This is a genomic window from Diaphorobacter sp. (assembly GCF_050251835.1).
In the GTDB taxonomy this organism is placed as follows: domain Bacteria; phylum Pseudomonadota; class Gammaproteobacteria; order Burkholderiales; family Burkholderiaceae_C; genus JBFXIE01.
Genome location: NZ_JBFWLZ010000001.1, coordinates 110,332 through 129,966, shown reverse-complemented (window position 1 = coordinate 129,966; position 19,635 = coordinate 110,332). Strand labels below are relative to the sequence as shown.

Here is a 19,635-nt window from a genome sequence, read left to right as displayed (position 1 = left end):
ACGAGAGAACACAATGGCGACCGCTGCATCGAGGGACATCAAGGACTTTGTCTTTGAATGGGAGGGCAAGGACCGCCACGGCAAGATCGTGCGTGGCGAGGTTCGCGCCGTGGGTGAAAACCAGGTCAAGGCCACCTTGCGCCGCCAGGGGGTGCTGCCCACCAAAATCAAAAAGCGCCGCACGAGCGCCGGCAAGAAGATCAAGCCCAAGGACATTGCGCTGTTCACGCGCCAGATGGCCACCATGATGAAAGCTGGCGTGCCGCTGCTGCAATCGTTTGACATCGTGGGCCGCGGCAACACCAACCCGGCTGTGACACGGCTGCTCAACGACATCCGGGCAGACGTGGAAACCGGCACGTCGCTCAACGCGGCCTTCCGCAAGTACCCCATGTACTTCGACAGCCTTTACTGCAACCTCGTAGAGGCCGGCGAAGCGGCCGGTATCCTGGAGGCGCTGCTCGATCGCCTGGCCACGTACATGGAAAAAACGGAGGCCATCAAGTCCAAGATCCGCTCTGCGCTGATGTACCCGATCTCGGTGATCATCGTTGCCTTCGTGGTGGTGACCATCATCATGATCTTCGTGATTCCGGCATTCAAGGAGGTCTTCACCTCGTTCGGCGCCGACCTGCCCGCCCCCACGCTGTTCGTGATGGGGATCAGCGAGTTTTTTGTCGCCTACTGGTGGCTGATCTTCGGCGTGATCGGTGGCGGGTTCTACTTCTTCATGCAAGCCTGGAAACGCAGCGAGAAAATGCAGCGCGTGATGGATCGCGTGCTGCTCAAACTGCCCATCTTCGGGGCGCTGATCGACAAGTCCTGCGTGGCGCGCTGGACGCGCACGCTGTCCACCATGTTCGCAGCCGGCGTTCCGCTGGTCGAGGCCCTCGACTCGGTGGGCGGCGCGTCCGGCAACTCGGTCTATGCCATAGCCACCGAAAAAATCCAGCAGGAAGTCTCCACGGGTTCCAGCCTCACCGCCGCGATGGGCAATGCCAACGTGTTCCCGTCCATGGTGCTGCAGATGTGCGCGATTGGCGAAGAGTCCGGCTCCATCGACCACATGCTGGGCAAGGCAGCCGATTTTTACGAAGCCGAGGTCGATGAAATGGTAGCGGGCCTGTCCAGCCTGATGGAGCCCATCATCATCGTGTTTCTGGGCTCGCTCATCGGCGGCATCGTGGTGTCCATGTACCTGCCCATCTTCAAGCTGGGGCAAGTGGTCTGATGACGGGTATTGCAATGGCAGACGCCGCGCTCGTCGGCGTTCTGGGCCTGCTCATCGGCAGCTTTCTCAATGTGGTGATCCATCGCCTGCCGCGCATGATGGAGCGGCAATGGGCTGACGAATGCGCGCAATACGCCCACGACACCGGCCTGATCCTGCAGGCGGACAACGCACCGGCTGCGCCACCGCAGCCCTTCAACCTCTTGACACCGCGCTCGCACTGCCCCGCCTGCGGGCATGAAGTGCGCTGGTACGAGAACATCCCAGTGCTCAGCTACATCGCCCTGCGCGGGCGCTGTTCAGGTTGCCAGGTGCGCATCAGCCCCCGCTACCCGCTGGTCGAACTGGTCACCGCCGCCCTGTTCTATGCCTGCGCCATGCGCTGGGGCTGGAGCCTGGCCACCGCCGCCTGGTGCGGCTTTTGCGCCGCGCTGGTGACGCTGGCCTTCATCGACTGGGACACCACGCTGCTGCCCGACAGCATCACCCAGCCCCTGCTGTGGGCTGGTCTGCTGGCCGCAATACCGGGCTGGACGGGCGTGCCGCTGACCGACGCCTTGATCGGCGCGGCCGCGGGCTACCTGTCCCTGTGGACGGTGTACTGGGGCTTCAAGCTCGCCACGGGCAAGGAGGGCATGGGCTTTGGCGACTTCAAACTGTTTGCCGCCCTGGGTGCCTGGTTTGGCTGGCAGGCGCTGGTGCCCATCATCTTGCTGGCATCGGTCATCGGCGCCCTCGTGGGCATCGCCATGAAGCTGGCCAGCAACCTGCGCGAAGGCAAATACGTGCCCTTCGGCCCGTTTCTGGTGGGCGGCGGACTGGCTGCCCTGTTGTGGGGGCCGACACAGATCATGCAGGCCATTTTTTCTGTGTTTTGAATGGATGACGACACCACTTCTCCCCCGCCGCCGCGCCCCTTCCAGCTGGGCGTGACGGGCGGCATCGGCAGCGGCAAAAGCACCTTTGCCGCCATGCTGCATGCCTGCGGCGCGGCGCTGGTGGACGCAGATGGCATTGCACGCAGCGTGACGCAGCCCGGCGGCGCAGCCATTCCGGCAATACGCGCCGAGTTTGGTGCAGACTATGTTGACGGCTCTGGCGCGCTGGATCGCGCCCGCATGCGCTCGCTGGTGTTCGCCGACCCGGGCGCCAAACAGCGGCTGGAAGCCATCATCCACCCGCTGGTGGGCAAAGCCATCGCACAGGCAGTGACCCACGCAGCCCGGGCGGGCCTGCGTCTTATCGTGCTGGACATTCCGCTGCTGACCGAGTCGCCGCGCTGGGCGCGCCAACTGGATGCCGTGCTGGTGGTGGACTGCCGCGAGAACACACAAATCAGCCGCGTGCAGGCCCGTAGCGCTCTGGCCGAGGACGCTATCCGCGCCATCATGGCCACGCAAAGCAGCCGCGCGGCGCGCCGCGCCGCAGCCGATATCGTGGTCTATAACGACGGGCTGACGCTGGCTGATTTGCAGGCAAATGCACGCCGTATCGCCGGTTTGTTCGGGCTATGATGCGCTCGCGCCGGCGCCCCACCCCACACTGTGCGCATCCAGGAACCCCGTAGCGTGATTCTTTACGAATACCCCTTCAACGAACGTCTGAGAACCTATCTGCGGCTTGAACAACTGTTTCGCCGCCTGGACGAGCTCATTGCGCGCAGCCATCCGCTGGACCACCACTATGCGCTGGTGACGATGTTCGAGGTCATGGACGTAGCGGCACGCGCCGACCTGAAAACCGACGTGCTCAAGGACCTGGAAAAGCACAAGCACCAGTTCGATGCCTACCGAGGCAACCCATCCATCTCCGAAGACGTGCTGGACGGCGTGATCGCCCAGCTCGACCATTGCTTTGCCGCACTCAGCGCCCAAAGCGGCAAAGCCGGACAGGCACTGAGCGAGAACGACTGGCTCATGAGCATTCGCAGCCGCGTAGGCATTCCGGGCGGCACCTGCGGCTTTGACCTGCCCGCCTACTACGCCTGGCAGCACCATGCGCCGGTGCAGCGCCAGCACGACCTTCAGCAATGGGCAACCTCGCTGGGCCCGCTGGCCAACTCCGTGTATCTGCTGCTGCGCCTGATGCGCGAATCGGGCCTGCCCCAGAAGGTCGCGGCCGAGCGTGGCCAGTTTCAGCAAAATCTGCCCCAGGGCCGCACCTTCCAGCTGCTGCGCCTGGCAATCGATCCCGCGCTGCAGCTGATACCGGAAATCAGCGGCAACCGCCTCATCGTTTCTGTGCGGCTGATGCGCCAGGAAGAAGGCGGCCGTCTGGTCGCCAGCGCCGAGGCCGCAGCCTTTGAGCTGACGCTGTGCGCCTGAGGGACTGAGAGGCAGCCCACCAATGTCCTCGGATCCTCGCCAGCCCGGCCACATGCCGTCACCCGCCGCGCGCCAGGTGCCCTGCCCCACCTGCGGCGGGCCCAGCCTCTTCAGTGCGGACAACCGGTTTCGCCCGTTCTGCAGTCAGCGCTGCAAGCAGATCGACCTGGGCGCGTGGGCAGCCGAGGACTTCCGCATGCCTGCGGAAGCGCCGCCCGAAGATGCGGAGTTTGGTGACCCCAAGCGCCAGCCCTGACGCAGGCCACCAGCCAGGTCAAATCAGCCTCTACCCCTTGTACAACAAGCGCCAGCAGCTATTTATTTAATAGCAAAACATTACCCCAGCACCGAGGCATCGAACACCTCGCCGCGCTCCTCGGCCAACCATTGCAGCACCGGATAAGCGCCTGGCAGCACGGGGCGCACCTGCAACGGCCAGTGCTGCCAGGCCATGGTCTGGCCCTCGCGCATTTCGAATTCGCCGCTCCACTGGCGCACCTTGCACCAGTGCAGGCGCACCAGCGCGTGCGGGTAGTCGTGCTCGGTCACCTTCCAGGCCTCGGCAGGCCCGATGGTTACGCCCAGCTCTTCGATCAGTTCGCGGCGCAGCGCCTGCTCGACCGTCTCGCCGGCTTCGATCTTGCCGCCCGGAAACTCCCAGTAGCCCGCATAGGGCTTGCCCTCGGGGCGGGTGGACAGCAGCATGGCGCCGTCGTCGCGCAGCAAAATGCCCACGGCGACTTCGGTGTGCTTGCGCTGCGCTGTGGCGACAGCCCCGCTCATGCGGCCTCGCCCTGGCGGCCCGCAAAGTCCCGGGCGAACTGGTAGGCCACCCGGCCGCTGCGCGAGCCGCGCTCCAGCGCCCACACCAGCGCCTGCGGGCGCGCGGCCTCGATCGCCTGCGCGGGCACGCCCAGTGCGGACAGCCACTGCGCGACGATGGTCAGGTATTCGTCCTGGCTGAAGGGGTAAAAGCTCACCCACAGGCCAAAGCGCTCGGACAGCGAGACTTTTTCTTCCACCGCCTCGCCCGGGTGCACCTCGCCGTCATCGGTATGGGTGTAGCCCAGGTTGTCCTTCATGTACTCAGGCAGCAGGTGGCGGCGGTTGCTGGTGGCATAGACCAGCACGTTGGGCGTGCTGGCGGCCACCGAGCCGTCCAGGACGGATTTAAGCGCCTTGTAGCCGCCCTCGCCGTCCTCAAAGCTCAGGTCGTCGCAATAGACGATGAACTTCTCTGGCCGGCCCGAGACCACGTCCACGATGTCGGGCAGGTCGGTCAGGTCAGCCTTGTCCACCTCGATCAGGCGCAGGCCCTGCGGCGCGTAGCTGTTCAGGCAGGCCTTGATGAGCGAGGACTTGCCCGTGCCGCGCGCGCCGGTCAGCAGCACGTTGTTGGCGGGCTTGCCCTGCACAAATTGCCGGGTGTTGCGCTCTATCTTGTCTTTTTGCGCGTCGATTTCTTTCAGGTCGTGCAATGCAATGCTGCCGACGTGGCGCACCGGCTCCAGCACGCCATGGCCGCTGCTGCGCTTGCGGTAGCGCCAGGCGATGGCCGCAGCCCAGTCAGGCGCGCCCAGTGGCTGGGGCAGCACGGATTCGATGCGGGCGATGAGCTGTTCGGCACGTGCGATCAGCCGGTCAAATTTATCAGTCATTTTGGTCTCTAGCGCTTGTTCAGCAAGCGCTGACAGCTATGAAATCAGAAGCAACTGGCAGTGACCTGCAGCCATCACAATGGTCAGGCCACGTCAGGATCGGTAGTCCGCGTTGATGGTCACGTAGTCGTGGCTCAGGTCGCAGGTCCATACCGTGTCAGCGGCCTCGCCACGGCCGAGCACCACGCGCACGGTGATCTCGCTTTGCTTCATCACGCGCTGGCCGTCTTCCTCGCGGTATTGCGGGTTGCGCCCGCCCTGCACGGCAACGTGCACGTCGTCCAGATACAGATCGATCTTCGTCTGATCCAAATCGGCGATGCCCGCATAACCCACAGCCGCCAGGATGCGGCCCAGGTTGGGGTCGCTGGCAAAGAAGGCTGTCTTGACCAGCGGCGAGTGGGCGATGGCGTAGGCCACCTGGCGGCATTCCTCAGCCGTCTTGCCGCTTTCCACGCGCACGGTGATGAACTTGGTGGCGCCTTCGCCGTCACGCACGATGGCCTGCGCCAGCTTTTGCGCCACCTCCAGCAGCGCCGCCTTGAGCGCGCGGCCCTCGTCGCTGTCCAGCGAGGTGATGGGCGCGTGCTGTGCCTTGTGCGTGGCCATCAGCACGAACGAATCGTTGGTGCTGGTGTCGCCGTCGATGGTGACGCGGTTGAAGGACTGATCTGCCAGCTCTCGCACCAGCTGGCGCAGCAGTTCAGGGGCGATGCAGGCATCGGTGGCCATGAAGCCCAGCATGGTCGCCATGTTGGGGCGGATCATGCCTGCACCCTTGGAGATACCGGTGACCGACACCGTGGCGCCGCCGATCCGCAACTGGGCGCTGAAGGCCTTGGGCAGCGTGTCGGTCGTCATGATGCCCTCGGCGGCGCGCGCCCAGTGGGCGGGCTGCGCATCGGCGATGGCGGCGGACAGCCCTGCCTGGATGCGGTCCACCGGCAACGGCTCCATGATGACGCCAGTGGAAAACGGCAGCACCTGGCGCGCGGCCAGCCCCAGATGACCTGCCAGCGCATCGCAGGTGGCGCGCGCGCGCGCCAGGCCGTCGGCGCCGGTGCCGGCATTGGCGTTGCCGGTGTTGACCACCAGCGCGCGGATGGGCTGGCCGCCGTCCAGATGCTCGCGGCACACCTGCACCGGCGCGGCGCAGAAGCGGTTTTGCGTGAACACGCCGGCCACCGTTGCGCCCTCATCCAGCAGAAAGACCGTCAGATCCTTGCGGTTGGCCTTGCGCACGCCGGCCTCGGCGACACCGATGCGCACACCGGCGATGGCATGCAGGTCCTGGGCATTGGGGGCAGTCAGATTGACGGGCATGGGTTGCTCCTGAGGCAAAGGTCAAAAAAGCAAAAGGGCGAAGGACAAATAAAGGTGCGCGTGAACGCAAACACGGGCCGCAGCCCGTGTCCGTTGAGCTTTACATCACGAGAGTTTGCCGTGGCACTGCTTGTACTTTTTGCCGCTGCCACACGGGCAGGGGTCGTTGCGGCCCACGCGCACGCCTGCGGCGGGCATCTGTCCGGCAGTACTCGCATCGGCCACGGTCTGGACCTCGCCGGTTTCCGTGGGCGAGGTGTAGGTCACGTTGCTGATGCCCTCGCCGCGGCTTTCCATGGCCTGCGCTGCTTCGTCCAGCTGGGCGCTGGACTGCACCTGCACGGTCATCATCAGGCGGGTGACCTCGTTCTTGACCTGGTCCAGCAGCTGGCGGAACAGCTCGAAGGCTTCGCGCTTGTATTCCTGCTTGGGCTGCTTTTGCGCATAGCCGCGCAAGTGGATGCCCTGGCGCAAATAGTCGAGCGCGGAGAGGTGGTCGCGCCAGTTGGTGTCAACACTCTGCAGCAGCACCATGCGCTCGAACTGCGTGAAGTTCTCGGCGCCCACCTGGGTCACCTTCGCCTGGAAGGCGTCGCGGGCGGCCTGCAGCACTTTTTCGAGAATTTCCTCGTCGGTAATGGCGTCGGAGCCTTCCACCTCGTGCTGCAACGCCAGGCTCACCTGCCAGTCGTTGGCCAGGGCAGCTTCCAGTCCCGCCAAGTCCCATTGCTCCTCGACGGATTCAGCGGGCACGTATTGGCGCACGACATCCGTCAGGCAGTCGTCGCGCATGGCGTCGATCAGGGCGGACAGGTCAGCGGCGTCCAGGATCTCGTTGCGCTGCTGGTAGATCACCTTGCGCTGGTCGTTGGCCACGTCGTCGTATTCAAGCAGCTGCTTGCGGATGTCGAAGTTGCGCGCCTCGACCTTGCGCTGTGCCGACTCGATGCTGCGTGTGACGATGCCGGCTTCGATGGCCTCGCCGTCGGGCATCTTGAGCCGGTCCATGATGGCCTTGACGCGGTCGCCCGCGAAGATGCGCATCAGCGAGTCGTCCAGGCTCAGGTAAAAGCGCGAAGAGCCCGGGTCGCCCTGGCGGCCCGAGCGCCCACGCAGCTGGTTGTCGATGCGGCGGGACTCATGGCGCTCGGTGGCGATGATGCGCAGCCCGCCCAGTGCGGTCACTTTCTCGTGGTCAATCTTCCACTGGGCGCGCAGCTGCTCGGCGCGGGCCAGGCGATCGGCCTCGGACAGGGATTCGTCCGCCTCCAGCGCCGCCACTGCTTTTTCGACATTGCCGCCCAGCACGATGTCGGTGCCACGTCCGGCCATGTTGGTGGCAATGGTGATCATGCCGGGGCGCCCCGCCTGGGCCACGATGTCGGCCTCGCGGGCATGCTGCTTGGCATTGAGCACCTGGTGGGGCAGGTTTGCCTGGGTCAGCAGCTGGGCGATGAGCTCGGAGTTTTCGATGGACGTGGTTCCCACCAGCACAGGCTGCCCGCGCTCATGGCATTCGCGGATGTCGGCAATCGCGGCTTCGTACTTTTCACGTGTGGTTTTGTAAACGCGGTCGAGCTGGTCGTCGCGCTTGCTAGGCCGGTTGGGGGGGATCACCACGGTTTCCAGACCGTAGATTTCCTGGAACTCGTAGGCCTCGGTATCGGCCGTGCCCGTCATGCCTGCGAGCTTGTTGTACAGGCGGAAGTAGTTCTGGAAAGTGATCGAGGCCATCGTCTGGTTCTCGGCCTGGATCTGCACGCCTTCCTTGGCCTCGACGGCCTGGTGCAGGCCTTCGCTCCAGCGGCGTCCGGACATCAGGCGGCCGGTGAACTCGTCCACGATGACGATCTCGCCGTTTTGCACCACGTAGTGCTGGTCACGGTGATAGAGATGATTGGCCCGCAGCGCCGCATACAGGTGGTGCACCAGGGTGATGTTGGCCGGGTCGTAGAGCGACGCGCCCTCGGCTATCAGGCCGTGGCTGAGCAACACTCGCTCGGCAGTCTCGTGGCCCTGCTCGGTCAGGAACACCTGGTGGGTCTTTTCATCAATCGTGAAATCACCCGGCTTGGTCACCCCCTCGCCTGTGCGCGGGTCGGCCTCGCCCTCCTGGCGCACCAGCAGGGGTACGACCTTGTTCATGGCCACGTACATGTGCGTGTGGTCTTCGGCCTGCCCGCTGATGATGAGCGGCGTGCGCGCCTCGTCGATGAGGATGGAGTCCACCTCGTCCACGATGGCGTAGTTCAGCCGGCGCTGAACACGTTCGCGCGCGTCGTACACCATGTTGTCGCGCAGGTAGTCAAAACCGTATTCGTTGTTGGTGCCGTAGGTGATATCGGACTGGTAGGCGGCCTGCTTTTCTTCGCGCGGCATCTGAGGCAGGTTGATGCCTACCGACAGACCCAGGAAGTTGTAAAGGCGGCCCATCCACTGCGCATCGCGCCCGGCCAGGTAGTCGTTCACCGTGACCACATGCACGCCCTGGCCCGACAGGGCATTCAGGTAAACCGGCAGCGTAGCCGTCAGCGTCTTGCCCTCACCCGTGCGCATTTCGGCAATCTTGCCGTAGTGCAGCGCCATGCCGCCCATCAGCTGCACGTCGAAGTGGCGCATCTTCATGACGCGCTTGGAACCTTCGCGCACCACGGCAAAAGCCTCGGGCAGCAGCGCATCCAGCGACTCCCCCTGGGCAACACGGTTCTTGAACTCCTGCGTCTTGCCGCGCAATGCCTCGTCACTCAGCTTTTCATACTCGGGTTCCATCGCATTGATGCGGGCAACCGTCTTGCGATATTGCTTGAGCAGCCGATCATTGCGACTGCCGAAAAGTTTGGTGAGGAAGTTGGTGGCCATGCGAGCAGGACCGCGCTGCGCGCCACAGGGGCTGCAGAGCGACCGGAATCCCTAAATGAAGTAAGTCCCGATGAAAGACCTGCCCCGCAATTGCATGCGCTTGCAAGCAGCTCGGCCAGGCCCGAACGCAAGATTCTACCTTTGCACCATGACATCAAGCGCATCCGATGCAGTCACCGCCTGGCGGTTCGAACGTTGCGACAATCCAGGATCTAGGAGCGAACGTCCACCCACAAGTGGCCCCAAATGCCAGGCAAGTGTCGCCACCAGCCTTTGGCGATTGTTGGCCCAGTATTGCACCAATGCTGCGTCCGCAATAATGGCTTGTCGGGCACGCCCGCGATGCCAACAAGAATCCAAACCATGAACCGCCGCCACCACGCCATCTCCCTACAGCAGGCAACACAAGAGTCACCGACTCTGCACCGGTTGATGGAGCTGACGCGCGAATCCAGCGCGCGATTGCAGGCGATCGAGCCGCTGATTCCGCCGATGCTTCGTCCCGCACTACAGGCCGGTCCCATTGAGGGCTCTTGCTGGTGTCTGCTGGTTCGCAGCACTGCCGCAGCTGCCAAGATCCGGCAGTTACTGCCCGCCTTTCAGGCGCACCTGCGCAGCAAAGGCTGGGAAGTCCATTCGATACGCTTGAAAGTTCAGGGCCGAGGTTAGGCTGGCATACCCTGCGCTGCGCACTTCAACGCCCCCGCAGCACTGCGGCCAGATGCGCTTTGACAGCCGCAGTCGGCAAAGCCTCAGGGCGAAAAAAAGCCGCACTGTTTTGCACAGTGCGGCTTGTGTTCTGGTGCCGGTTGTCGGATTCGAACTGACGACCTACCGCTTACAAGGCGGGTGCTCTACCAACTGAGCTAAACCGGCGAAGTCGCTATTGTATCCACCAAAAATGTGCCTCTGCCCGCTACAAGGCACCCTCTTGAATCACGCTCCCTGAGCCAGATCACTTGATGCGCTTGAGTTGAGGGCGCCCCGCACCACCCGCTGCGGGTGGTGGATTGGGCGGCTCGTGGTCTGGAGCGCCACCCCCAGTGCTGTCCACGGACTGCAACTGCACAGTAGCGCGCTCAGTTTCGGCGACAGGCGTGCCCGCCTGCGTTGGCGCAGGGATGTGCAAGTCGTCCTCTTCCATCGGGAAGGCCATGCCTTGCCCATTTTCTCGCGCATAGATGGCTGCAACCCGACCCACAGGAACGATGATGTCGAAGGGTTTGCCACCAAAGCGCGCCTTGAATTCGATGAAATCGTTGCCAATTTGCAACGAACTCGTGGCGTCGTAACTGACGTTCAGGACGATTTCTCCGTTGGTGATGTACTCACGAGGAACCCTGACGGATTCGTTCACGCGCACGACCACGTAAGGCGTGAACCCATTGTCCGAACACCATTCGTACAGCGCCCGAATCAGATAGGGACGGGTTGAGGGAAAGTCCTGTGCGTTCATCATGCGCGATAAATGTGGGAGCCCGATTGCAGTGCTTACTTGCGCATGACCTTCTCAGAAGGCGTCAGCGCCTCGATGTAGGCGGGGCGAGAAAAAATCCGCTCGGCGTACTTGAGCAGCGGCGCGGCATTCTTGCTCAGCTCAATGCCATAGTAATCAAGGCGCCAGAGCAAGGGCGCAATCGCCACATCGAGCATAGAGAACCCTTCGCCCAGCATGTACTTGTTCTTGAGGAAAACAGGGGCCAGTTGCGTCAGGCGGTCACGAATGTGAGCACGAGCCTTCTCCAGCGCCTTTTCGTTACCCTTGGTCGCGCGTGACTCCAGGATGTTCACATGAACGAACAATTCCTTCTCGAAGTTCAGCAGAAACAGACGAACACGGGCACGGTCAACCGGGTCACCTGGCATCAATTGAGGGTGTGGAAAACGCTCGTCGATGTACTCGTTGATGATGTTCGACTCGTACAGGATCAGATCACGCTCAACCAGAATGGGCACCTGCCCATAAGGATTCATCACGTTGATGTCTTCGGGCTTGTTGTACAGATCCACATCGCGGATCTCGAAGTCCATTCCCTTTTCAAAAAGGACAAAACGGCAACGATGGGAAAAGGGACAGGTCGTACCCGAATAAAGCACCATCATGGTGAGCAGCTCCTAAAAATCAAAAGAGTGGGAACCGAAGCACCCACTCTGCACAAGCTCGGCTGCGCAAAAATCGCGCGGCAAAGACCTCAGCGTTTACTTGATGTCTTTCCAGAAAGCGGCGTTCAGCCTCCACGCAATGAAGGTGAATACGCCCAGGAAAATCAATACCCATACACCAACGCGAACCCGCGTATTTTGCGCTGGCTCGCCCATCCACTGCATGTAGTTCACGAGATCACCTACAGCCTGGTCGTATTGCAGCGCGGTCATGCTACCAGCAGACACCTGCTCCCAGCCTTTCAGCACTTGCGTGACCTGGCCGTGGCTTTCGACATTTTCGAAGATCGGGCGACGCTCACCCTGCAGCTGCCACAGTGCATGGGGCATGCCCACGTTGGGAAACGCAAGATTGTTCCAACCGGTTGCCTTGGTATCGTCCCGATAGAAAGTGCGCAGGAAAGTGTAGAGGTAGTCGGCACCCGTTCCGCCTGCTCCGGCACGCGAGCGCGCAATCACCGTCAGGTCTGGCGGATTGGCGCCAAACCAGGCTTTGGCCTGCTTGGGATCGATCGCAGACTTCATGGTTTCACCCACCTTGTCGGTGGTGAACAGCAGGTTGTCCTTGATCTGCTGGTCGGTAAGACCGATGTCTTTCAGCCGATTGAAGCGCATGAACGCAGCCGAGTGGCAATTCAAGCAGTAGTTGACAAAGATCTTGGCGCCGTTTTGCAAAGACGCCGTGTCACTTGTGTTGACCGGCGCTTTGTCCCAGGCCATGCCGCCACCCGCAGCATGTGCCCCGACAGCCAGGCCCAGGGTTGCGACCAAGGTGAGAATGAATTTTTTCATTGTTGTCATCTCCAGCTCAGTGCGGGGCAAAGGTCACGCGGTCAGGCACGGGCTTGGGCTCACCCAAGCGGCTCCACCAAGGCATGAGCAGGAAGAAGCCGAAATAGAACAAGGTTCCCACCTGCGACACACGCTCGCCGACCGGCGAAGGTGGTTGCACGCCCAGGTAAGCGAGAACCACGAATACGATCACAAACACGCCGTACATGTACTTGTGCCAGTTCGGGCGATAGCGAATCGAACGCGCCGGACTGTGATCCAGCCAAGGCAGGAAAAACAGGATGATCACCGCGCCCCCCATCACCACCACGCCCCAGAACTTGGCGTCAATGGCCAGCATCAGTGCGACGGCAACAGCCGCCGCAACCACGACACCGCCCTTGATGACGCCTGGCAAGCGCCCCTTGAAAATCGCCAGACCGGCGCCCAGCACCACGCATGCAATGAGCACATACATCATTTCAGAGGTGATGGCACGCAACATGGAATAGAAAGGCGTGAAGTACCAAACCGGCGCAATGTGCGCTGGCGTCTGCAGCGGGTCGGCAGGAATGAAGTTGTTGTACTCGAGAAAGTAGCCACCCAGTTCTGGAGCAAAGAACACGACCGCCGAGAAAATGAACAGGAACACGCCCACACCAAGGATATCGTGCACCGTGTAGTAGGGATGGAAGGGCACTCCGTCCAAAGGGTGGCCGCGCTCGTCCACCGGCTTGCCGGGGCCTTTGATCTCAATGCCGTCAGGGTTGTTGGAGCCCACATCGTGCAGCGCCAGCAAATGCGCCACTACCAGGCCCAGCAGCACCAAAGGAACGGCGATCACGTGGAAGCTGAAAAATCGATTCAGAGTTGCGTCGCCCACCACATAATCACCGCGAATCAACAGGGCCAGATCGGGGCCGATGAAGGGAATAGCGGAAAACAGGTTCACGATCACCTGTGCGCCCCAGTACGACATCTGCCCCCAAGGCAGCAGATAGCCCATGAATGCTTCGGCCATCAGCACCAGGAAGATGGCACAACCAAACACCCAAACCAGTTCGCGCGGCTTGCGGTAGGAGCCATAGAGCAAACCACGAAACATGTGCAGATAGACCACTACAAAGAACGCCGAGGCTCCGGTGGAGTGCATGTAGCGGATCAGCCACCCCCAGGGCACGTCGCGCATGATGTACTCGACCGACTCAAACGCCTTGGCAGCATCGGGCTTGTAGTGCATCACAAGGAAAATGCCGGTGACGATCTGAATCACCAGCACCAAAAGTGCTAGCGAACCAAAGATGTACCAGAAGTTGAAGTTTTTCGGAGCGTAATACTCCGACATATGCACCTTGTAGGCATCGAACGCCGTCGGAAAACGGTTTTCAAGCCAGTTGGTGAGCTTCGCACCCGCCGACGCGTTGGGCGAAACTTCCTTGAATTCGCGGTAAGCAGCCATTTGTCAGTGCCTCCCTCAGGCTTTTTTATCTTCACCAATCAGGAGCTTGGTCTCCGACAGGTACATGTGCGGTGGAACCTCGAGGTTGTCCGGGGCGGGTTTATTCTTGAAAACACGCCCCGCCATATCGAAGGTGGAACCGTGACAAGGACACAAAAAACCACCCTTCCAGTCGTCTGGCAACGAGGGCTGTGCGCCTTGAACAAACTTGTCAACCGGAGAGCAGCCAAGGTGCGTACAAATACCAACGGCAACCAGTATCTCGGGCTTGATGGAGCGCCATTCATTGCGCGCGTACTCGGGAGTGAACTCAGCAGGGTTGCGCAGCGACTTCGGGTCTGCCAGTTGATCGTCCAGCGCTGAGAGCTCGGCCAGCTGTTCCGGGGTGCGCTTGACAATCCACACCGGCTTACCCCGCCACTCCACGACAACTTTCTCGCCCGGATTGAGCGTCGAGACATCAACCTCGACGGCGGCTCCCGCTGCCTTTGCCTTCTCTGAGGGTTGGAAGGTACTCACAAAAGGAACGACGGCTGCCGCACCGCCTACCGCACCGGCACAACCTGACGCAATCAGCCACGTCCGTTTGCTGGAGTCGATCGGAGTTTCACTCATAGGAATCCTCGGTATGCTTCGCTGTGGAATCAAACGCAAATTGTAGCGGAGTGCAAATGGTTATTCCAAGGCGGCACTAGCCATTAAGCTAGCCAACCGTTCAGTGTTTTTACCCACGTCAAAGGATTCGAAAAATGAGCATTGCTAAAGAATTCCGGGAGTTTGCGGTCAAGGGAAATGTCATCGACCTGGCTGTGGGCGTGATCATCGGGGGCGCATTTGGCAAAATCGTGGATTCGGTGGTCAGCGACCTCATCATGCCGGTCGTCGGTCTGGTGTTCGGCAAACTCGATTTTTCCAACCTGTTCCTCGTCCTCGGCTCCATGCCGCCCGACACGCCTCAGACGCTGGATGCGCTGCGCAAGGCCGGCGTGCCGGTGCTTGCCTATGGCAGTTTCATCACCGTGGCGGTGAACTTCATCATCTTGGCGTTCATCATTTTCGTGATGGTCAAGCAGATCAACCGCCTCAAGCGCCAGGCTCCGACGGAGCCGGAAGCGCCGCCCGCCACGCCAGAAGACATCCAGCTGCTGCGCGAGATTCGCGACAGCCTCAAGCGCTGATCTCGCGCCCGAGCCGCCGGCGGCCCCACCCGGGCGCTGGGTGGCTTGTTTGGCTACGAATCAGCCCGGCGCCAGCCTGCGGGCGATGCGCACGGCTTCGATCAGGCTGGCCGCATCGGCCACCCCGCGGCCCGCGATGTCAAAGGCCGTGCCGTGATCCGGGCTGGTGCGCACCAGCGGCAGTCCCAGCGTGACATTCACACCCTTATCCACCCCCAGATACTTCACGGGGATCAGCCCCTGGTCGTGGTACATGGCCACCACCACATCGAACTCGCCGGCGCGCTGAGGCGTGTTGCGCGCACGCATGAAGATGGTGTCGGGCGCGTAGGGGCCGTGGGCATCGATACCCTGCGCGCGCGCCTGGGCGATGGCCGGCGCAATGGCCTCGATCTCCTCGCGCCCGAAAAGGCCGCCCTCGCCCGCGTGCGGATTGAGACCCGCCACGGCAATACGCGGCGGTCGCCCCAGGCTTCGAGAAAGCGCCACCTGCGTAATGTGCAGCGTCTGCAGTACGTTGTCCTGCGTCACCGCGGCGATGGCGTCGCGTAGCGCAACGTGGATGCTGACCAGCACCGTGCGCAGCTCGTCGCTGGCCAGCATCATGCGCACTGGCATCTGCGCCAAGGGCACGCCGGCATGGTGCGCTGCCTCGGCCTGCAGCAGCTCGGTGTGTCCCGGGAAGGCAACGCCCGCAGCAGCCAGTGCCTCTTTGTGCAAGGGCGCGGTCACCAGCCCCGCGACTTTGCCGCGCAGCGCAGCACGCGCCGCCCAGACCACGCAAGCCGCCGCCGCGCGACCCGCCTCGGCGCTGACCCGCCCCCAGGGCACGGGCTCGCCCGCCAGCTCGGGCAACTGCCACACGGGCAGGCAACGCAGCGGCACATGCGCCAGATCGGCCAGGGAATCCAGCCGCGCCACCGGCAAACTGGGCTGGCCCGGCCGCTCCACGCAGGACGCGGCGCGGCGCAGCGTGGCCACGTCGCCCACAACGAAGCAGCCGCGCATGTCATGCGGGGCATCCCGAAACGCCTTGGCGACGATCTCGGGACCGATGCCGGCCGGGTCGCCCTGGGTGATGGCCAGTGCCAGTGGTGTGCTCATGAAAATTTGAGTCGAATTGACCTAAAACCCATGCAGATCAAGCGCTAACAGCTACATTAATGATAGCATTATCAGACATCAGGCCGGGTTGTCAATGTCGATGAATTGATGCTCCAGCCCCAACTGCTGCGCCACATGCGCTGCGACGGCCTGCGCGCCGTAGCGCTCGGTGGCGTGGTGACCCGCGGCAATGAATGCCACGCCCGTCTCGCGCACCAGATGAGCCTGGGGCTCGGAGATTTCGCCGGTGACGAAGGCATCGGCCCCTGCTGCGATGGCCGATTCAAAAAAACCCTGAGCGCCGCCCGTGCACCATGCCACGCGGCGGATGGGACGCGCCTGCGCGGGCACAACCAGCGTGGCGGTGCGGCCCAGCACGGTCTGCACGTGCGCGGCCAGGTCGGCTGCGCCGGCGTAGGCGGCGGGCGCGGCAAAGCCCAGGCTCTGATCGCCAAAACGCTGATCCACATGCCAGCCCAGCACGCGGCCCAGCTGTGCGTTGTTGCCCAGTTCGGCATGCGCATCCAGTGGCAAATGGTAGGCAAACAGGTTGATGTCGTGCGCCAGCAGGCGCTGCAGCCGCTGCTTCATCCAGCCGGTGATGCGAGCGTCCATGCCGCGCCAAAACAGGCCGTGATGTACAAAAATGGCGTCTGCCTGCACCTCGATGGCCGCGTCGATCAGTGCGCGACTGGCCGTGACGCCGCTGACGATGCGTGCAACCTCAGGGCGCCCTTCCACCTGCAGGCCGTTGGGGCCATAGTCTTTGAAGCCCTCGGGCTGCAGCAGGGCGTCAAACCGTGCCAGAAGTTCTTGTCGCTGAATGCTCATGTCCGCGATTGTGCCCAAGCCAAGCCTGCGGATCACCGTCCCGGCATCATCACCCCACAGCCACACTGCGCCCTCGCCGCTTCGGCCATGGCCGCGCCAGACACATGCAGATGCGCAAAAACGCGACAATCGCGCCTTCTCCGCACCATCTTCACCTGTCACTGCATCCCATCATGAAGCGCTACTGGTTGTTGTTTTCCCAAGCCGTGACCGTACTTGCCGCGGCGTATTTCGTCGTCGCCACTTTGCAACCCGACTGGCTGCGCCGCGGAGCCACGCGAAGCAGCGCCGGTATCGCGCTCATCGAGGCGCCGCCCTCTCCTTCGGCGCAGCCTGCCGCAGGCAGCTTCAGCGCAGCAGCGCGCAAGGCAGCACCAGCCGTGGTGAGCATCAATACCAGCAAGGCGGTGCGCCACCCGCGCAGCAATGATCCGTGGTTCCAGTTCTTTTTCGGCGACCAGGGCACGCAGGCGCAGACGGGCCTGGGCAGCGGTGTGATCATCAGCCCCGACGGCTACATCCTCACCAACAACCACGTCGTGGAGGGCGCCGATGAGATTGAGATCACGCTCACCGACAGCCGGCGCGCCAGCGCCACCATCATCGGCACCGACCCCGAGACCGACCTGGCCGTGCTGAAGGTGCAGTTGGACAAGCTGCCCGTCATCGTGCTGGGCGACTCCGACCAGCTGGCCGTGGGCGACCAGGTGCTGGCCATCGGCAACCCCTTCGGCGTGGGTCAGACGGTGACCAGCGGCATCGTCTCGGCGCTGGGGCGCAACCAGCTGGGCATCAACACGTTTGAAAACTTCATTCAGACCGACGCCGCCATCAACCCCGGCAACTCGGGCGGCGCGCTGGTGGACGTGAACGGCAACCTGATGGGCATCAACACGGCCATTTATTCGCGCTCGGGCGGCAGCATGGGCATCGGCTTTGCCATTCCGGTGTCCACTGCCAAGCTGGTGCTCGATGGCATCGTGCGCGACGGCCAGGTCACGCGCGGCTGGATCGGCGTGGAGCCCAGCGAACTGTCACCCGAGCTGGCCCTGACTTTTGGCGTGCGCGCCACGCAAGGCGTAATCATTACCGGCGTGCTACAGGGCGGCCCCGCTGCGCAGGCTGGCGTGCGCCCGGGCGACGTGGTGGTCAGCGTGGCGGGCAAGCCCACCAACAATGTGTCGCAACTGCTCACCGCGGTGGCCAGCCTCCGGCCAGGCGAGGCTGCCAGCTTTGAGCTGCAGCGCGCAGATACGCGGCTGGAGGTATCGGTGGTTGCCGGCACCCGCCCGCGCATGGCGCAGCGCCGTTGATCAAAATTGCTATGAACAACGTAGCTGCCGGCGCTTGATTCACCTGGGCTGGCAGCTTTTTTCTTGCAGTATCGTCAGGTCGTGGTTTCCTGCGTGTCTTCGGGCGCCCTGGTATGGCGAATGAAGATCTGCGCGGCCCAGATGCCGACCTCGTACAGCAGGCACATGGGAATGGCCAGCGCCAACTGCGAGACCACATCCGGCGGCGTGACGATGGCGGCAATCACGAAAGCCGCCACGATGAAGTAGCCGCGGAAATTCTTGAGTTTTTCGACGCTCACCACTCCCAGACGCGCCAGCACCACCACGGCGATAGGCACCTCGAAGGCCAGGCCAAAGGCCAGGAACATGGTCATCACGAAGCTGAGATAAGCCTCGATGTCAGGCGCAGCAGTGATGCTCTTGGGCGCAAAACCCTGGATGAAGCTGAACACCTGGCCAAACACGAAAAAGTAGCAAAAGGCCACGCCGATGAAGAACAGCACAGTGCTGGAGACAACCAGCGGCAGCACCAGGCGCTTTTCATGCGAGTACAGCCCTGGCGCGATGAAGGCCCACACCTGCCACAAAACCACGGGCAGCGCGATCATGAAGGCTGCCATCAGCAAGATCTTCAGAGGCACCATGAAGGGCGAGATCACTGAAGTGGCGATCATGGTTGCGCCCTGCGGCAAATGGGTGACCAGCGGGGCCGCCAGCAGGTCATACAGTTGGCCCGGCCCGGGGTACAGGAACAGCAAGCCGGCCACGACGCCCACCGCCAGCATGGCCTTGACCAGGCGGTCGCGCAGCTCCATGAGGTGCTGCACGAAAGGCTGCTCAGTACCGGCGAGCTCGTCTTCTTTGTTGGGAGTGTCGGACATGGCGGAAGTCTGGCGGATGTAGCACCCGCGCGGGCAGCACACGGGGTGCTGCCCTTGTCATGGGATCAATGGAATTTTCTGGGTCGAAACCGCGCTACGCGCGCCGCGCCCGATTGCGCCCTGGTGCGCACACCGGCACGCGCCTTGTACCACTGCGGCACCGCTGCACGCTTGAGACGCCAGTTCTTGCCGGGGTGGCGGTACGCCGGCACCACGCCGGTCAAACCGCCCGAGACGCCGGAGTCAAACGCCGGGCTGTCGCTTGAGGCGCCCAGGCTCTGCTCCATGTCCTTTTGGAAGTCGCTGGCGCTGGTCTGTATGCCCTGCTCCACCTCGCGCGCGGCGTTCTCCACCGTGTCCTTCATCTTGCGCAGCTCATCGAGCTCCATGGAACGGTTGACCTCGGCCTTGACGTCCGCCACGTAGCGCTGCGCTTTGCCCAGCAGGGCGCCCACGGTGCGCGCCACGCGGGGCAGCTTCTCGGGGCCGATGACGATGAGTGCCACGACGCCGATCAGCGCCATTTTGGACAAACCAATGTCGATCATGACAAACGCT

Annotated in this window: 21 protein-coding genes and 1 tRNA gene; 8 read left to right on the top strand and 14 right to left on the bottom strand. The window is 62.7% G+C overall.

Annotation, left to right across the window (positions count from 1 at the left end; translation table 11 throughout):
- The first annotated feature begins 13 nt into the window (after positions 1-13).
- Genes AB7E35_RS00665 through AB7E35_RS00645 form a run of 5 tightly spaced genes read left to right on the top strand, consistent with a single transcriptional unit; the run spans position 14 to position 3,811 of the window.
- Complete coding sequence (locus tag AB7E35_RS00665; protein ID WP_428161833.1) at positions 14-1,231, top strand: type II secretion system F family protein; 1,218 nt, start codon at positions 14-16, stop codon at positions 1,229-1,231.
- Positions 1,231-2,109 carry a prepilin peptidase gene (locus tag AB7E35_RS00660; RefSeq protein ID WP_428161834.1) on the top strand — a complete coding sequence of 293 codons (879 nt, stop codon included), beginning with the start codon at positions 1,231-1,233 and terminating at the stop codon, positions 2,107-2,109. Before AB7E35_RS00665 ends, AB7E35_RS00660 begins: the two co-directional genes overlap by 1 nt.
- Complete coding sequence (gene coaE, locus AB7E35_RS00655; RefSeq protein ID WP_428166889.1) at positions 2,110-2,745, top strand: dephospho-CoA kinase; 636 nt, start codon at positions 2,110-2,112, stop codon at positions 2,743-2,745.
- Between the two features lie 54 nt (positions 2,746-2,799).
- A complete protein-coding gene (gene zapD, locus AB7E35_RS00650; RefSeq protein ID WP_428166888.1) occupies positions 2,800-3,555 on the top strand; it encodes a cell division protein ZapD in 756 nt (251 codons plus the stop codon).
- A 22-nt stretch (positions 3,556-3,577) separates the two neighbouring features.
- A complete protein-coding gene (locus tag AB7E35_RS00645) occupies positions 3,578-3,811 on the top strand; it encodes a DNA gyrase inhibitor YacG (protein ID WP_428166887.1) in 234 nt (77 codons plus the stop codon).
- 80 nt (positions 3,812-3,891) lie between these two features.
- Here the strand turns inward: AB7E35_RS00645 and AB7E35_RS00640 are convergent, their stop codons facing one another.
- The 4 genes from AB7E35_RS00640 to secA all read right to left on the bottom strand — a co-directional run bounded on the left by AB7E35_RS00640 (position 3,892) and on the right by secA (position 9,395).
- Positions 3,892-4,338 carry an NUDIX domain-containing protein gene (locus AB7E35_RS00640; protein WP_428166886.1) on the bottom strand — a complete coding sequence of 149 codons (447 nt, stop codon included), beginning with the start codon at positions 4,336-4,338 and terminating at the stop codon, positions 3,892-3,894.
- On the bottom strand, positions 4,335-5,213 hold the full coding sequence (locus AB7E35_RS00635; protein ID WP_428161839.1) for an ATP-binding protein: 879 nt from the start codon (positions 5,211-5,213) through the stop codon (positions 4,335-4,337). The genes AB7E35_RS00640 and AB7E35_RS00635 overlap by 4 nt, the downstream gene beginning before the upstream one ends.
- Positions 5,214-5,306: 93 nt before the next feature.
- Positions 5,307-6,536, bottom strand: a complete 1,230-nt coding sequence (gene argJ, locus AB7E35_RS00630) for a bifunctional glutamate N-acetyltransferase/amino-acid acetyltransferase ArgJ (RefSeq protein ID WP_428161840.1) — start codon at positions 6,534-6,536, stop codon at positions 5,307-5,309.
- Between the two features lie 105 nt (positions 6,537-6,641).
- Entirely contained in the window at positions 6,642-9,395 is a 2,754-nt protein-coding gene (gene secA / locus AB7E35_RS00625) for a preprotein translocase subunit SecA (protein WP_428161841.1), read from the bottom strand.
- Positions 9,396-9,758: 363 nt separating this feature from the next.
- On the opposite strand from secA, the gene AB7E35_RS00620 reads away from it, so the two are divergent.
- Positions 9,759-10,064 carry a hypothetical protein gene (locus AB7E35_RS00620; RefSeq protein ID WP_428161842.1) on the top strand — a complete coding sequence of 102 codons (306 nt, stop codon included), beginning with the start codon at positions 9,759-9,761 and terminating at the stop codon, positions 10,062-10,064.
- 131 nt (positions 10,065-10,195) lie between these two features.
- On the opposite strand, the gene AB7E35_RS00615 is transcribed toward AB7E35_RS00620, so the two are convergent.
- From AB7E35_RS00615 to petA, 6 genes are all read right to left on the bottom strand, one after another.
- A tRNA-Thr gene (locus tag AB7E35_RS00615) sits at positions 10,196-10,271 on the bottom strand.
- Positions 10,272-10,350: 79 nt separating this feature from the next.
- The gene (locus AB7E35_RS00610; protein ID WP_428161843.1) at positions 10,351-10,851 is read right to left on the bottom strand and encodes a ClpXP protease specificity-enhancing factor; all 501 of its coding nucleotides are present in this window, start codon (positions 10,849-10,851) and stop codon (positions 10,351-10,353) included.
- A gap of 35 nt (positions 10,852-10,886) precedes the next feature.
- The gene (locus AB7E35_RS00605) at positions 10,887-11,498 is read right to left on the bottom strand and encodes a glutathione S-transferase N-terminal domain-containing protein (RefSeq protein WP_428161844.1); all 612 of its coding nucleotides are present in this window, start codon (positions 11,496-11,498) and stop codon (positions 10,887-10,889) included.
- A gap of 96 nt (positions 11,499-11,594) precedes the next feature.
- On the bottom strand, positions 11,595-12,350 hold the full coding sequence (locus tag AB7E35_RS00600) for a cytochrome c1 (protein WP_428161845.1): 756 nt from the start codon (positions 12,348-12,350) through the stop codon (positions 11,595-11,597).
- Positions 12,351-12,366: 16 nt separating this feature from the next.
- Entirely contained in the window at positions 12,367-13,788 is a 1,422-nt protein-coding gene (locus AB7E35_RS00595; protein WP_428161846.1) for a cytochrome b, read from the bottom strand.
- A 15-nt stretch (positions 13,789-13,803) separates the two neighbouring features.
- A complete protein-coding gene (gene petA / locus AB7E35_RS00590; RefSeq protein WP_428161847.1) occupies positions 13,804-14,403 on the bottom strand; it encodes a ubiquinol-cytochrome c reductase iron-sulfur subunit in 600 nt (199 codons plus the stop codon).
- 134 nt (positions 14,404-14,537) lie between these two features.
- Between petA and mscL the strand changes: the two genes are divergently transcribed.
- Positions 14,538-14,966, top strand: coding sequence for a large conductance mechanosensitive channel protein MscL (mscL, locus tag AB7E35_RS00585; RefSeq protein WP_428161848.1), 429 nt, complete (start codon positions 14,538-14,540; stop codon positions 14,964-14,966).
- Between the two features lie 60 nt (positions 14,967-15,026).
- Here mscL and pdxA read toward each other — a convergent pair whose 3' ends face one another.
- Together pdxA and AB7E35_RS00575 are read right to left on the bottom strand one after the other, a co-directional pair.
- Positions 15,027-16,070: a 4-hydroxythreonine-4-phosphate dehydrogenase PdxA gene (pdxA, locus tag AB7E35_RS00580; RefSeq protein WP_428161849.1), complete on the bottom strand. Its 1,044-nt coding sequence runs from the start codon at positions 16,068-16,070 to the stop codon at positions 15,027-15,029.
- Positions 16,071-16,148: 78 nt separating this feature from the next.
- Positions 16,149-16,901 carry a Nif3-like dinuclear metal center hexameric protein gene (locus tag AB7E35_RS00575; protein WP_428161850.1) on the bottom strand — a complete coding sequence of 251 codons (753 nt, stop codon included), beginning with the start codon at positions 16,899-16,901 and terminating at the stop codon, positions 16,149-16,151.
- A gap of 173 nt (positions 16,902-17,074) precedes the next feature.
- Between AB7E35_RS00575 and AB7E35_RS00570 the strand changes: the two genes are divergently transcribed.
- Positions 17,075-18,214, top strand: coding sequence for a S1C family serine protease (locus AB7E35_RS00570; RefSeq protein WP_428161851.1), 1,140 nt, complete (start codon positions 17,075-17,077; stop codon positions 18,212-18,214).
- A gap of 74 nt (positions 18,215-18,288) precedes the next feature.
- Here AB7E35_RS00570 and tatC read toward each other — a convergent pair whose 3' ends face one another.
- Complete coding sequence (tatC, locus tag AB7E35_RS00565; protein WP_428161852.1) at positions 18,289-19,077, bottom strand: twin-arginine translocase subunit TatC; 789 nt, start codon at positions 19,075-19,077, stop codon at positions 18,289-18,291.
- A gap of 65 nt (positions 19,078-19,142) precedes the next feature.
- Positions 19,143-19,625, bottom strand: a complete 483-nt coding sequence (gene tatB, locus AB7E35_RS00560; RefSeq protein ID WP_428166885.1) for a Sec-independent protein translocase protein TatB — start codon at positions 19,623-19,625, stop codon at positions 19,143-19,145.
- Positions 19,626-19,635 lie beyond the last annotated feature (10 nt).